Annotated in this window: 12 protein-coding genes; 4 read left to right on the plus strand and 8 right to left on the minus strand. The window is 48.8% G+C overall.

All coding sequences use genetic code 11. The annotated features are described in order from the left end of the window. Nucleotides 1-128: 128 nt before the first annotated feature. The 5 genes from HV352_RS18515 to pepT form a co-directional block, all read right to left on the minus strand. Complete coding sequence (locus HV352_RS18515; protein WP_181634963.1) at nucleotides 129-1,709, minus strand: methyl-accepting chemotaxis protein; 1,581 nt, start codon at nucleotides 1,707-1,709, stop codon at nucleotides 129-131. Nucleotides 1,710-1,917: 208 nt separating this feature from the next. Continuing rightward, nucleotides 1,918-2,157: a hypothetical protein gene (locus HV352_RS18520; protein ID WP_016151936.1), complete on the minus strand. Its 240-nt coding sequence runs from the start codon at nucleotides 2,155-2,157 to the stop codon at nucleotides 1,918-1,920. Nucleotides 2,158-2,248: 91 nt separating this feature from the next. Next, nucleotides 2,249-2,884: a DUF2913 family protein gene (locus HV352_RS18525; RefSeq protein ID WP_016151935.1), complete on the minus strand. Its 636-nt coding sequence runs from the start codon at nucleotides 2,882-2,884 to the stop codon at nucleotides 2,249-2,251. A gap of 527 nt (nucleotides 2,885-3,411) precedes the next feature. Then, a complete protein-coding gene (gene dcuC / locus HV352_RS18530; protein WP_016151934.1) occupies nucleotides 3,412-4,773 on the minus strand; it encodes a C4-dicarboxylate transporter DcuC in 1,362 nt (453 codons plus the stop codon). Further along, nucleotides 4,770-6,026 carry a peptidase T gene (pepT, locus tag HV352_RS18535; protein WP_181634964.1) on the minus strand — a complete coding sequence of 419 codons (1,257 nt, stop codon included), beginning with the start codon at nucleotides 6,024-6,026 and terminating at the stop codon, nucleotides 4,770-4,772. Before pepT ends, dcuC begins: the two co-directional genes overlap by 4 nt. A 1,319-nt stretch (nucleotides 6,027-7,345) precedes the next feature. Here pepT and HV352_RS18540 point away from each other — a divergent pair. Together HV352_RS18540 and HV352_RS18545 are read left to right on the plus strand one after the other, a co-directional pair. Then, nucleotides 7,346-7,603, plus strand: coding sequence for a YjhX family toxin (locus tag HV352_RS18540; protein ID WP_016151932.1), 258 nt, complete (start codon nucleotides 7,346-7,348; stop codon nucleotides 7,601-7,603). 13 nt (nucleotides 7,604-7,616) lie between these two features. After that, nucleotides 7,617-8,363, plus strand: coding sequence for a class I SAM-dependent methyltransferase (locus HV352_RS18545; protein WP_155574002.1), 747 nt, complete (start codon nucleotides 7,617-7,619; stop codon nucleotides 8,361-8,363). 49 nt (nucleotides 8,364-8,412) lie between these two features. On the opposite strand, the gene HV352_RS18550 is transcribed toward HV352_RS18545, so the two are convergent. From HV352_RS18550 to HV352_RS18560, 3 genes are all read right to left on the minus strand, one after another. After that, nucleotides 8,413-8,976, minus strand: coding sequence for a DJ-1/PfpI family protein (locus HV352_RS18550; RefSeq protein ID WP_016151930.1), 564 nt, complete (start codon nucleotides 8,974-8,976; stop codon nucleotides 8,413-8,415). A 165-nt stretch (nucleotides 8,977-9,141) separates the two neighbouring features. Then, on the minus strand, nucleotides 9,142-10,530 hold the full coding sequence (locus HV352_RS18555; RefSeq protein ID WP_016151916.1) for an APC family permease: 1,389 nt from the start codon (nucleotides 10,528-10,530) through the stop codon (nucleotides 9,142-9,144). 387 nt (nucleotides 10,531-10,917) lie between these two features. Continuing rightward, nucleotides 10,918-12,336 (minus strand): glutamine synthetase family protein, encoded by a 1,419-nt coding sequence (locus HV352_RS18560; protein WP_046276299.1) that lies wholly within the window; start codon nucleotides 12,334-12,336, stop codon nucleotides 10,918-10,920. Between the two features lie 211 nt (nucleotides 12,337-12,547). On the opposite strand from HV352_RS18560, the gene puuD reads away from it, so the two are divergent. Both puuD and puuR read left to right on the plus strand, forming a co-directional pair. Beyond that, nucleotides 12,548-13,312, plus strand: coding sequence for a gamma-glutamyl-gamma-aminobutyrate hydrolase (gene puuD / locus HV352_RS18565; protein WP_016151914.1), 765 nt, complete (start codon nucleotides 12,548-12,550; stop codon nucleotides 13,310-13,312). A gap of 25 nt (nucleotides 13,313-13,337) precedes the next feature. Beyond that, the gene (puuR, locus tag HV352_RS18570; RefSeq protein WP_016151913.1) at nucleotides 13,338-13,895 is read left to right on the plus strand and encodes an HTH-type transcriptional regulator PuuR; all 558 of its coding nucleotides are present in this window, start codon (nucleotides 13,338-13,340) and stop codon (nucleotides 13,893-13,895) included. The last annotated feature ends 68 nt before the right edge of the window (nucleotides 13,896-13,963 follow it).

Genomic DNA, 13,963 nt, shown 5'->3' on the forward strand with positions numbered 1-13,963 from the left:
CTCGCGCAGCTCATCAGGCAACATTGACACCTGATGAGCTGCGGTCTGTGAGCCGTGTGCAGCTCAACCTTTCTCACAGTCATAAACGGGCACGTCAAACGCACCACGATACTCGCCGAGTTTGTACTCTACTTATTATGCTGAATTTCAGGCTGGTTTTCTTCCACCTGGAACACCGCCACAGCCTGGGATAGCATTGCCGACTGCTCTTCCACACTGCCTGTCGTGGCGGCTATCTCCTCAACCAGCGAGGCGTTTTGCTGAGTCACTTGCTCCATTTGCGTTACCGCAACCCGGATCTGTTCGATGCCGCGACTCTGTTCCCCCGAGGCTCCGGAGATATCTTCCATTAAGACATTAATGTTGCGTATTGCCTTCGCAATATCCGCCATCATGGCGCCACTGTTTTCGGCTATCTCTACCCCTTCCTTGACGCTAATTGCCGCTTTGGCAACCAGTTCACTGATTTCTTTCGCCGAGGAGGCGCTGCGCTGGGCAAGCGTTCGGACTTCACTCGCCACAACGGCAAACCCACGCCCGGACTCACCAGCGCGTGCAGCTTCCACCGCCGCGTTTAATGCCAGGATATTGGTTTGAAAAGCTATACTATCAATAACATTGGATATTTCGTTCACGCCTTGCGCATTACGGCTGATCAGGTGAATTTTCTCAACCATATCACTCATTAAACGCTCGCCACGCAATGCCATTTCCGTACTTTCGCTGGTCATGACGGATGCCTGATGTGACTTATCAGTATTATTTTTTGTTGTCACTGAAATCTGTTCCATACTGGCCGCCGTTTCAACGACTGCCGCAGCCTGCTGTTCCGTTCTGGTTGATAAATCGGAATTACCGGAAGCAATTTCCTGCATACCGATATTAATAGACTCAACGCCATCGCGAATAGTGCTGACAGTCTCGCGCAGGCCTTTTTGCATATTATGCAAATTTAAGCACAGTACGCCGATTTCATTGTTACCCGACACCTTAACAGGATGGCTGAGATCGCCTTTACCAATCCGCGCAAAATGCTCAGAAACGATTTTTAAAGGCTGAATGATGGTCCGGTTCAACCAGAAATTACAGATAAAGAAGATAAGTACCGTAATGACCAGGATCACGGATACTTTCAGGATCGAGGTATTAAACTGAACGTGTGTTTGTGCAACGATCTTCTCACCAATCAGCATTGTTGATTTGTAATAATTCGTCACTTCGTTATCGAAATTTTTGCGAGCCGCGAGCAGTTCCGCATTAGCATTTTCTTGTGCATTAATAATACTGTTGCTGGAAAGCGTCTGATTTAATGTATCAATAGACTTTTGCTCAGCATTCATTTGTTGCTCAAAAGCCGTTCTGATAATTTTACCAATTTGCGGATCGTCAGCCGTCAATCCAGGAATACCCCAGAAAATATCGAACTGTTTTCTGGCATACGCCATCTGATCTTGCATTTGATTCACTGTCTGTCGGGCATCGGTCGCATTATGTTGTTGAATATTATCACGAACGCTTCTGACTTTATAAACAGCCTCAACGACCTTATGCAGGGTATCCTGCTCCTTAATGATGTTATGTAGTAATAACGTATTTTTTTGATTTCCTTTGAGATCAACTAACTCAAATCCATTGGAAAAGAACTGCATGAAGGTAAATAACAACAGCAATAATAACAGGCTGGTTTTAATTCTCATATTCTTTAACATTTAAACATCTCCATAACAATAAAAATCCTCTACGACTTAATTGTTATCGACACATCACGCAATACCTTAACCTGTAAAATGGTTAATTATTAGAAAGTTTCCGCATTCATTCTCACATAATAAATTAATTACTCAGGGGGACATACTGCGATAAACAGCAGCCCTCTAACATTGGCAAAAATAAGGCCAAAACCATTCAACATTAATATTATTTATGGATATAAACGGTAATGTCTTTCTGACTATCGACAGGCACCCGCACCCAGGACAACGAATCGACGGTGATCGGTGCCATTTCATTTTCTAAACGTAACAACGGCGTGCTGGCGTCTGGCACACCTGTACTTTCAGTTATCTCGAGAACGCCCCGAAAAGAAATGGACACACTGTCTGGAATATCAGACAACCTTATCCATTCGTTGGCAATCACTAACTTTCGAGTAAACATTCGCTGTCCTTGGCGCGTGGTTTCTATCCGATAAATTTACAAGTTGATCAATCTATTCTTTGTATTAACAGCACATTGTTCACATCGTCAGTTAAGCATTACTTACCAGAAGAAAATGGAAGTGATAAAACTCATTTGAAACGTGCTTTACAAATTCAGCCGGAAGGTTATGTTTAATGAACGTTAACTTTGCAAACTCAACATCGCCATATACCCGGATACAGAAGGGTTTGACAATCTCACCCTGCACGCCAAAACACGCCTGCAGCCGAGTGTCATCCATAAAAATAAAATTACCTTCTCTTACCTTAATCTTTTCATGCAGATCTCGCCATTTCTCTGGCGTAAGCAGAAAGCTTTCCCAGCCATTATTTCTCAACACCTCAATCGTATGAGTAAACTTAAAATAGTCGTTTTGCATCGATACATCGCCACTCGAAGTCGAGTATAGATATTCTATTTTAAATTTAAGTTGTGCATTGAGGCTTTTTTTCTTGCCTTCATCAATTAGCCATTGAAGTTCATTGATTACGTTCCTTGAGAAGAGCTTTCTTTTTTTAGCGATGGCCAGCCATTGCATAATAAAAAGATGCTCTGACATTTTAGAATGAATCTTACGGTCCCGTATTGCGATACCAATTGCTACCAATGCACTCCAGGTAAACGCTTCCAGGTCATCCTGATAATGGTGTCGTAACGTACTAACTTTTCCTGAATCCCTTACCACTTAAACCTGCCCAAATAAATCATTATTACATGTAAATCTTGCATTATTTCATTTTAAAAAATACTACAACTAAAAACATCAAAATATGATCCAGATTAATTTATCCCTATGTAATAAAATTGCAAACTTAACACATCACTCTTATTAATCATTGATGCCCGGATGGCTCAGCGATAAATAATAAGAATTATACGATAAAGATAAAAACTAATAATACTCACAGGTTATCAATTCCACCTACTGTTAAAAATATGATCATCATAAAACTTCAAAAATTGCTGATTAGAAGAAATATCCTGATAGTTTTGACCAGACACCCCAGACAAACACCCATTCCAACGTTAAACAGCCATTAAACATCCTAATGGAATCGCATTTTATCCTCCGCTGAGCGACAGACAGCCTCACAGCAGCAGGCCAGGCTTTTTATACAGGTATCAGTAATATTAACGCTTTTAAATTTCGCCTAATTCAAAAAGCCAACATCCGGATTCAATGAACCGGAAGTTAGCTTGTCGCTGGTACGGTTAATAGAAAATACCGATGATCAGGGTGTGAGTAACGAACCCCACAATCAGCGGTACGGCGGTACGCTTCACCACATCGAATGGGGTTATTTTCGCTCCGCTGGAAACGGCAATCACGACGCCGGATACCGGTGAAATTGCCCGTCCCATATGCGATGCCTGCTGCATCGGCAGGATCATGGCAACGGCGTTAGCGCCCATACTGGCGGCAATTTGCGGGATGAGCTCAACGAAGGCGAGGAATGGCGCATTCCCCGACCCCATAATGATCGCCGCGGCCAGCGTCACCAGCGCAAATACAACCGCCATGGCAAACGGCGGTAATCCCACGTGTTCGGCCATCAGAATGAGCTGATCGATCGCACCGATGACTTTAATTCCGTGAGCAAAAACCCCTGCCGCAACCAACAGTCCAACCACACCGGTAAACGCAGTGCCCATTCCTTTCAGGAAATGGCTGAAACCTTCGCAGACCGACTTTAAATCACGCACCCGCAGCCATTCAATCAGCATACAGATGGTCATTGAAATGAGGACAATGGTGATAATATTCAGGTTGATACCCCTGACGAACATTTCGGATGATCCTACTGCCATCAGTATCGGAAGCATGGGGAGCAGCGCGTAAAAAGCCGGGGATTTTCCTGAATCAGTCACTTCTGCGCTACCGATTTCCCGCGGTAACGTCCCTGCTTTACGGTCGCAATGCCGCTGCCAGAAAAAATGGCACACGCCGACAACCAGAACCGTTGCCAGCGCGGCGGGTCCCTGGTGGTAAACAACATATTCCACTACATCCATATTCACTGCTTTAGAGCCCCTGATAGCATCGATTGCCGTCGGGGTGTAAGCCACGCCAAGCGAAGTAGCAATGACCCCGGCAGCCGAGGCCGCTGAGAGCCCTAACCCCAGCATAATGGGGAACATGGTCCCCATCAGCAACACGGCAAGCCCGGTTGCAGAAGGAATGGCCAACTGCAGGAGGCTGGCGAGCAGGTAGGAGAAAAAGAGGAGCACATAGGGTGAACGCAGCGCCCGTAAGGGTTTCGTTACTACCCGCACGACCGCCTCATTTGCGCCGATATGATCCATGTAATGCGCAAATCCCATTAACGCCATGATCATCAGGCCGAGATCGGCGGCGCGCGTGCTGAAGAGATCGCGCATTACCTCGAAAGGATCGAGAAAGGAAATTCCCGTACTGGCAACCCCCTTCGGTAATACGGACCCCCATCCGGTTAACGCGGTGCAAATCATCAAGACTAAGCCCGCAATGAAGAGCACCGGTTCAGCGCGATAACCTTTCAGAATCAGACGCGCGACCACCACGATCACCAGAAGTGCGATTAACACCTGAATCATGACTGAGCTCTCCGCTGCGCGAACTCAGTATAAGTTTCCTCAATCACCGCCACCACCACATCACTGGCGGCCCGCAGAGAACGCACCGGCAGATACTCATAAATTGAATGGAAGTTATGGGCACCGGTAAAAATATTCGGGCACGGCAATCCTTTCTGCGACAGTACCGCGCCATCATACCCGCCACGCATGGCGACAGGTGCGGGCGTTATGCCGCATTTCTGATACGCGCGGAATGCAATATCAATCGGGTAGTGAGCGTCCCCCTGCAAACTGTTCAACACATTCGCGTAGCGATCGGCTAAATGACAGACCACGCTGTTTTCCCCCCACAGGGCACAGGTGCTGACGGCAAGCTGGCGAATAAACGCCATACGCGCCTTATAACCTTCTTCACTGAAATCGCGGATATCCAGCTTAAGTACCGTGCGGGCGCTGTTACCCTGTAGCTGTTTTACCCAGTAATACCCTTCGCGCCCTTCCGTATATTCAGGCACTTCTCCCCCTGGGAGCATGGCAATAAACTTATGCGCCATCAGCAGCGAATTCTTTAACTTACCTTTGGCCGACATCGGGTGTGCGGACTGGCCGGTAAAGATGATTTCCGCATCGCCCGCATTCCAGTTCTCGTAAACAAACTCACCGATACCGCAGCAATCCAGGGTATAGCCAAAATCAGCACCAAACGCGGCAACATCAAACGCTTTTGCGCCACGCAAGCCCTGTTCCTCATCCGGGACAAAACCCACTTTTACCGGCCCATGTTTTATTTCCGGGTGTGCGACCAGATACTCAAGAGCATTCATAATCGCGGCGATGGCTGCTTTATCATCAGCGCCCAACAGACTGGTCCCGTCGGTCACCAGTAGGTCATCACCGATATAATTTTTCAGTTCCGGAAATTCACTTTCGCGCAGGTAAATATTCAGCTCTTTGTTCAGGCATAAATCCCCGCCGTGATAATGCAGGCGTTGTGCTTTGGTGTCTGCCGTCTGTTCCGCACTGGTATCCAGATGACCAAAAAAAGAGACCACCGGGATCGTGTCATCAGTATTTGCAGGTAAGGTTGCCGTCACTATAGCGGTATCCCTGACCTCAATGTTTTCCATTCCTAATGCTTCAAGTTCTGCTGCAAGCAGTTTTGCCAGTTCCATTTGACCAGGAGAAGAAGGCATTATCCCATTAGCGCCGTTTTCCCTTGATGTTGTGGTATTGATTTTCGTGTAGTTAATAAAGCGTTCAACAATATCCATTCCAGGAGATCCTTTAATGTATCATTTATGAGGTACTGCGAGAGGTGTTCTGCATGCAGCGTGGGGTAAATAATCTGAGAACCAAATAAAATCAGCGCTCATCCCAGAACGCTGATTTTATGGGCATTACGACAACGATTTATATAAAGGAAGATAAAAAGGCCAGTGATTATACCTGCGATTAAAAAACTCCTTTCTGATTGATAAAATCATATTCCCTGTCTGTTTTTACTGCTATTTCCCATGGTGTTAAGCTAACAGAAGTCATAAACGGCATCCCTATACCTATGAGATAATAGAAATCATTTAGATTCCTGTACTCTGTACTGGCATAAGACATACCATCGCGATATTTTTTTAATGAACGAATACTGTATCAGCAACATGCAACCGTTTGCACCTCTCTACAGATAGCCACTTCGCGCACTAAAATCCGTGAACAAAATCACAATTACCTCAAAAGCAAAAAACTTCTATCGCGCTGAAAAAAAGGCAGTTATAAGGAAAGCTATATAATACCCACATAAACATATCCAGAACTATACTATTCACTATGAAATAGATTCGGGCTGATACTATTTCAATATTGCCGTAGTGGTCAGTAGAGCTAAATCGGCGTAACCAATAATGTGAACATCAATAACGATAATATTAAAATTTCCATTTATGACGATAAGCCAAATAATATGCAGGCAAAAAAAAAACCTCTCCCCCGAGAAGAGATTCAGGGCAGAGGTAATACGGGTGTTAAGGACATACTTATAGTTTTAATGATAACAGAAGCGCTTCTTGCAGGACCGAGTATACACACTTAGTCACGTTAAGAAAATTCTTAAAAACATTAAATTGCAAATTTCATTTAAAACCACAATTATGATAAAGGAGCATTTATCAAAGAACAAAATTAACCAGCAAAAAGAGTAAATCATACTAATCAATGAGGTGATAAAAAAAGAATAGCAATGCTGTATGGCTACCGATAGCGTTTCTGGCGACGCTGAAACATTAAATTAATTTAATGAATAAATGCGATTTACATAACGAGAATTAAAAAATCATTAAATAAAAGAAATACAATTTTTCGTTACAGATCACACTTCCACTACAAGGAGGTTCCCCTACTGTTTCTTGCAGGTATTATTCATCATGTAAATACCTTTCAACTCAACCCGAGGCTTTGATGCTGGAGAATGTAATCATCTGATAATCAGCTTCCCGACCTTTTCAGGCCGGACTGGTTATCAATGCGCCGAATTCGAATGCGGACACCGCTGTGTGTTTGCACGTTTTGCACATGATGATTAAACAGGTTTTCCAGTATGAATTTATCCCGTCAGGAACAACGTACCTTACACGTTCTCGCCAAAGGTGGCCGTATTGCTCACGTCCGCGATGCCTCTGGCCGCGTCACTTCCGTCGAATGCTATAGCCGTGAAGGGTTGCTGCTCTGCGACTGCACGCTCGAGGTGTTCAAAAAGCTCAGAACCAAGAAACTGATCAAATCCGTCAATGGTCAGCCCTACCGTATTAATACGACCGGCCTGAACAACGTTCGCGCCCAACTTGATAATCGCTAAAGGAGAGAGAGAGATGGATATCCCGAAGATTTTTACCATCAGCGAAAGCGCACATCGCATTCATAATCCGTTCACCGCAAAGAAATACGCCACGTTAGGCCTAGTTTTACGGATGGCACCGGGAACACGCATTCTGGACCTCGGCAGCGGTTCGGGTGAGATGTTGTGCACCTGGGCACGCGATCACGGTATTTCCGGCGTGGGTATCGATATGAGCCGGCTGTTCAGTGAGCAAGCCACCCTGCGGACCAAAGAGTTGGGAGTCAATGAGCACGTGCGTTTTATTCATGCCGATGCAACAGGTTATATCGCCGAAGAAAAATTCGATATTGCCGCTTGCGTTGGTGCGACCTGGATTGCCGGCGGCGTCGCTGGAACGATCAGACAACTGGAACAAAGTCTCAAACCAGGTGGGATCATACTCATCGGCGAACCGTACTGGCGTCAAATACCCGCCACGGAGAAGATCGCCCAGGCTTGCGGCGCGACTTCAGTGACCGATTTTCTTTCTCTGCCAGAGCTCGTTTCATCTTTCGACCTGCTCGGTTATGACGTGGTTGAAATGGTACTGGCTGACCAGGAGGGTTGGGACAGATACGAGGCGGCCAAATGGCTGACGATGCGCCGGTGGCTGGAGGCAAATCCGGACGATGAATTTGCCCCGGAAGTCAGAGAGCAACTGAGGAGTTCACCAGCACGCCACGTAGCCTTCACCCGGGAGTACATTGGCTGGGGCGTGTTCGCACTCATACAGAGGTAATATGTCCAGTCGGTATAACCAGACAGGTTATACCGACTTTTTTCATTGCTTACTTCATTAATACTTCAACAAATTTAGCCAGCCATTGCGGATGCGCGGGCCATGCAGGCGCGGTAATCAGATTGCCATCCACGTGGGCTTGATCAATGCCGATATCTGCGTAATGCCCGCCGCTCAGACGAACTTCTGGCGCACAGGCCGGATAGGCGCTACAGGTCCGGTTTTCTAACACCCCCGCCGCCGCTAACAGCTGAGGTCCATGACAGACCGCGGCGATAGGCTTACCGGCAGCGTTGAAATCTTGCACCAGCTTAATAACATCCGGATTCAGCCGGAGATATTCCGGAGCACGTCCACCGGGGATCAGCAGCGCGTCGTAATCGGTGGCCCGCGCCTCGGCAAAATTCGCATTCAGCGTAAAACGATGACCCGGTTTTTCACTATAGGTCTGCGCCCCATCAAAATCATGAATAGCGGTTTGAACGTAGTCCCCCTGACTTTTATCCGGACAGACGGCATCAACACGATGGCCCAGCATCTGCAATGCCTGAAAAGGCACCATCGTTTCATAATCTTCGACATAATCGCCGACCAGCATCAGTATCTTCTTCATTCACATCCCCCGCTCACGGTTATTAATGATGAGAAATAACGGCCATCTTTACTATAGCCCACGCATTTCACGACATTAATAAATACCGCAGGACACACCGTCACCGGACGTCTGAAGGGGGTTGCCCCTGACGGCGTGCCCTGTTGTTAATACCTGAAGTTTCTATCACTCCCAGGCTTGCTCAGATTTCGCGGCGTCAAACTGCGGCGGCGGCTTGCGGAAACGTCCGGTCAGGTAGGCGAGATACACCAACCCCACGCCAGCCCATACCAGTCCCAGCGTCAGCGATGTCACCTCCAGGTTCACCCACAGTACGGCAACGGTGGCGGCGCCGACCATTGGCAATACCAGGTAGTGCAACTTTTCCTGCCAGGTATGCTTACGCCCTTCACGACGCCAGAAGTGGTTAAACACGGACAAATTAACGAACGTAAAGGCCACCAGCGCGCCAAAGTTAATCAACGCCGTGGCGGTTACCAGGTCAAAAAACAGGGCCGAGAGTGCCACAATCCCGACCATAATGACGTTCAGCGCGGGTGTACGCCATTTCGGATGGACATAGCCGAAGTACTTCTCCGGGAAGACGTTATCGCGACCCATCACGTACAGCAGACGCGAAACGCTGGCATGGGACGCCAGACCTGACGCCAGCGTATTCACAAAGGTCGTACACAAGAAAATAGACTGGAACAGTTTGCCGCCGACGTACAGCGCAATCTCCGGCAGCGCCGCGTCCGGGTCTTTAAATCGGCTAATATCCGGAAAGAACAGCTGCATAAAGAACGAGGCGGCAATGAAGATCAGTCCGCCGTAAAGCGCGGTAAGGAAAATAGCTTTTGGAATGGTACGCGCGGCATCCGGTGTCTCTTCAGAGAGCGTGGTTACCGCATCAAAACCGAGAAACGAGAAGCAGACGATGGTCGCCCCGGTGATAATCGGGATCAAATGCGCATTCTGGCTGATAAACGGTTGCAGCGACCAGACGGTCCCAACCCCTTCGCCTTTGTGCAGCCCCTGCACCACGAGAACAATGAACACCACGATTATCGCAACCTGCACCAGTACAAACAGCGCATTGAAGTTCGCCACCAGATTTACGCTTTTCAAATTGGCCGCGGTGAGGATCGCTACAAACATCACTACCCAAATCCATGGCGCAACGCCCGGGAACAGCGCGGAAAGGTAAATTTTCGCCAGCAGGACGTTAATCATCGGCAGGAACAGGTAATCAAGCAGTGACGACCAGCCGACCATAAACCCCACATGCGGGTTGATCGCTTTTTGCGCATAGGTGTAGGCCGAACCGGCTTGTGGAAACTGGCGTACCAGCTTTCCATAACTGATGGCGGTAAACAGCACGCCCGCCAGGGCCAGCAGATAGGAGGCCGGAACATGGCCATTGCTGATACCCGAAACAATACCAAAGGTGTCAAATACCGTCATCGGTGTGAGATAGGCCAGCCCCATCACCACCACCTGCCACAGCTTGAGGGATTTACGCAGCTGTGCTTTGCCCGGCTGGGCCGCGAGATCCACAGAAGAATTAGTCGACATAGCTTTCCTCCCCGCCACGGGCCCAGATCTGCGTTCGAAACGTGGGTACTGCAGACCTGGGTCGTGTCGGGGTGGAAAGCCAAAAGAAAGGCGTCAATGTTGCACGGCACAGATGCGGTCCGTACTTACTGCGGGAGCCATGGATGCTCACGCGGGGCGGGTTTTTAAACATTGGCATCATCACATTTCCTCGTCACAAACTCTGTCGGTTATCTGAAGACCCGTTGTCGCAAGCCGCTCCATTACGCGACATCCGGGAAATGGCAGGTGATCCTGCAATATTGACGGGCTGGCTCCGCTCAGACCGCATGATGCGACTTCTTTTTTTCAATGACCAAACAATGCGTACAGGCCCGACAAACATTCCGCCGCCGGGCCACTTTCCTGTCAGGCGTTTTTCAGCATCCACTCAATTTCAGTGTCGGTAATCAGGCGTTCAAACTGGATCAGTTCATCGTGTTTACAGGCGTGATACACATGGCTAAAACGCTCCCCGAGCAACTCGCGCAGACTGTCATTTTGCATGAACTCCCACAGCGCATCGCTCTGGCGGATCGGGAACGGTAGCCCTTCCTGCTCCAGGCCGTTGCCTTCCACCTCTTCCTGCAACGGCAGCTCGTTATCCAGACCATGCAGGATCCCCGCCAGAATGGTCGACATCACCAGATACGGGTTGGCGTCAGCCCCCGCCACGCGATATTCAACCCGATGGTTATCACGATCGCCGCAGGGAATGCGCAGCGCCACCGTACGGTTGTTGTGCCCCCAGGAAGCCTGGGTCGGAACATACATCCCCGGCTGGAAGCGGCGATAAGAGTTCACATTCGGCGCCAGCAGCGCCATTGACGCGGGCATCAGATCAATCATCCCGGCAAGCGCACGCTTAAGTAACGCGGAATCATCGCCATTCGCATCAGCCAGCACGTTCTCGCCTTTATTATTCATAATGCTGATGTGGATATGCATTCCGCTACCGGCATGCTCCTCATAAGGTTTTGCCATAAACGTGGCATGCATCTTATGTTTCTCCGCCACCAGCCGTACCAGGCGTTTCAGCGCCAGCGCGTCGTCGCAGGCGTCGAGTACGTTATCGGTATGGTAGAGGTTGATTTCAAACTGCCCAGGGGAGGCTTCAGCCACCGCGCCGTCAGCCGGGATCAGCTGCAAACGGGCCAGTTCATCGATATCGTTTAGCACATCAGCAAAGTGGTTCAGGTTATCAACCGAGTAAACCTGACTTTGCGTATTCCGATCGTCCGTTCCCGGCGCGCACGGCGGCTGCAGATAACCTTCGGGATCGCGCTTACGATCGAGTAAATAGAACTCCAGCTCTACCGCTACGACGGGGAACAGACCGCGCTGGCGAAGTTTCTGCCAGAGCCGGTTAAGTACGTTCCGCGGCTCAACGTCAAAGGGAGCGCCATCTTCATCCAGCATCGTCAGCATCATCTGCGCAATACATTCCGGATCGGCGGCCGAAGGCGTTAACGTGCCAGGCACCGGGACACAGGTCCGATCCGGTTCGCCAAGCTCCTGCCCTAATCCCGCCTCTTCGACCACATTGCCAAGAATATCCATCGCGAAAACGGATGCCGGGAAATAGCAGCCTTTCTCTAACTTGTGTAACCCTGCAACGGGTATGCGTTTACCACGAAAGCAACCATTCAGGTCGGTTAACAGCACATCCACGAACTGCGTGTTGGGATAGCGCTCCAGATACTGCTTAACTTCACGCGCAAACGCGCTACTTCGTCTCTCTTCAGAATGCTGAACAAAATTCTCAACTTCTACGATATTGGTTTCCATGATTCACCGCCGTTGGCCTGTAACCTGTTCTGTGATTTGACTGTTAAATATAATGTCCACTCTTCGACTCTGGATGCAAACAAATTGTTTGTCAAATGTTAAATTAAGTTTGCTAGAAGGTTATTCCACTGCTAGATTGAGAAAATAATGAACGGAATGGCATAACAAGGAACCGTTTGGCAATAATTTATTCCAAAACGTGAGGTCGATCATGGGCAATATATTTGACAAGCCAGTTATTGGTGTAGTGATGTGTAGGAACAGGCTTAAGGGTCACGAGACCCAGACTCTGCAAGAAAAGTACCTGAATGCAGTATTAAACGCCGGTGGATTACCGATAGCGATTCCCCATGCGCTTGCGGAACCCGAATTACTGAACGCGCTGTTACCGAAACTGGATGGTATCTTCCTGCCAGGAAGCCCAAGCAATGTGCAGCCGCACCTTTATGGTGAAAATGGCGATGAGTCTGACGCCGATCCCGGGCGTGATCTTCTGAGCATGGCGCTAATTACCGCCGGGCTCGAAAGGCGCATTCCCATTTTCGCCATCTGCCGGGGCTTACAGGAATTAGTTGTCGCCACTGGCGGGACTCTGTATCGTCGCCTGTGCGATCACTCACAGTTCCTGGAACATCGTGAAGATGCGGAACTCCCGGTGGAGCAGCAATATGCGCCATCTCATGAAGTCCAGGTTCAACAGGGAGGATTGCTATCTCAGCTAATACCAGGTTGCAGCACGTTTTGGGTTAACTCCTTGCATGGTCAGGGCGCAAAAACCCTTGGCCCGCAACTGCGCGTGGAAGCACGCTCGCAGGATGGATTAGTGGAAGCAGCCAGCGTTCACGACCATCCTTTCGCGCTTGGTGTGCAGTGGCACCCGGAATGGAACAGTAGCGAATACGCCCTGTCGCGTTTGTTACTTGAAGGTTTTATCACCGCTTGTCAGAACCACCTCGCTGAAAAACAGCGACTCTGACCACTACAGTTAAGGAAATGCAATTATGAGCGATGACGGCCTGGCGCCGGGTAAACGTTTGTCAGAGATCCGCCAGCAATTGGGTCTTTCACAGCGTCGTGCCGCCGAACTGTCTGGGTTAACGCATAGCGCCATCAGCACCATAGAGCAGGATAAAGTCAGTCCTGCCATCAGTACGCTGCAAAAGCTATTGAAAGTTTATGGGCTGTCGCTCTCCGAGTTCTTCGCGGAACCGGAAAAGCCTGACGAACCGCAGGTGGTTATCAATCAAGATGATTTGATTGAGATCGGGAGTCAGGGAGTATCCATGAAGCTGGTACACAACGGAAATCCGAATCGTACGCTGGCCATGATGTTTGAAACCTATCAGCCAGGTACGACAACCGGGGAGAGAATTAAACACCAGGGTGAAGAGATTGGGACAATACTAGAAGGTGAAGTGATACTGACCATCAACGGTCAAACGTATCATCTTGTTGCAGGACAAAGTTATGCCATTAACACCGGTATACCACATAGCTTCAGCAACACCTCGGCAGGGATCTGCCGCATCATCAGTGCCCACACTCCTACCACTTTCTAATAAGTAGCGGCCTGAGTTTCTCAGGCCTTCTTAAATAACGCGCATTAACAGGGTACATCCCTGGGGCA

It is taken from the genome of Citrobacter sp. RHBSTW-01044, assembly GCF_013781945.1.
Classification (GTDB): Bacteria; Pseudomonadota; Gammaproteobacteria; order Enterobacterales; family Enterobacteriaceae; genus Citrobacter; species Citrobacter braakii.

Coding starts and splice junctions, on each gene's coding strand:
- HV352_RS18540 (WP_016151932.1), top strand. CDS start 7,346: ATGAATTTATCCCGTCAGGAACAACGTACCTTACACGTTCTCGCCAAA.
- pepT (WP_181634964.1), bottom strand. CDS start 6,026: ATGGATATTGTTGAACGCTTTATTAACTACACGAAAATCAATACCACA.
- HV352_RS18515 (WP_181634963.1), bottom strand. CDS start 1,709: ATGTTAAAGAATATGAGAATTAAAACCAGCCTGTTATTATTGCTGTTG.
- puuR (WP_016151913.1), top strand. CDS start 13,338: ATGAGCGATGACGGCCTGGCGCCGGGTAAACGTTTGTCAGAGATCCGC.
- HV352_RS18560 (WP_046276299.1), bottom strand. CDS start 12,336: ATGGAAACCAATATCGTAGAAGTTGAGAATTTTGTTCAGCATTCTGAA.
- HV352_RS18520 (WP_016151936.1), bottom strand. CDS start 2,157: ATGTTTACTCGAAAGTTAGTGATTGCCAACGAATGGATAAGGTTGTCT.
- HV352_RS18555 (WP_016151916.1), bottom strand. CDS start 10,530: ATGTCGACTAATTCTTCTGTGGATCTCGCGGCCCAGCCGGGCAAAGCA.
- HV352_RS18550 (WP_016151930.1), bottom strand. CDS start 8,976: ATGAAGAAGATACTGATGCTGGTCGGCGATTATGTCGAAGATTATGAA.
- dcuC (WP_016151934.1), bottom strand. CDS start 4,773: ATGATTCAGGTGTTAATCGCACTTCTGGTGATCGTGGTGGTCGCGCGT.
- HV352_RS18545 (WP_155574002.1), top strand. CDS start 7,617: ATGGATATCCCGAAGATTTTTACCATCAGCGAAAGCGCACATCGCATT.
- puuD (WP_016151914.1), top strand. CDS start 12,548: ATGGGCAATATATTTGACAAGCCAGTTATTGGTGTAGTGATGTGTAGG.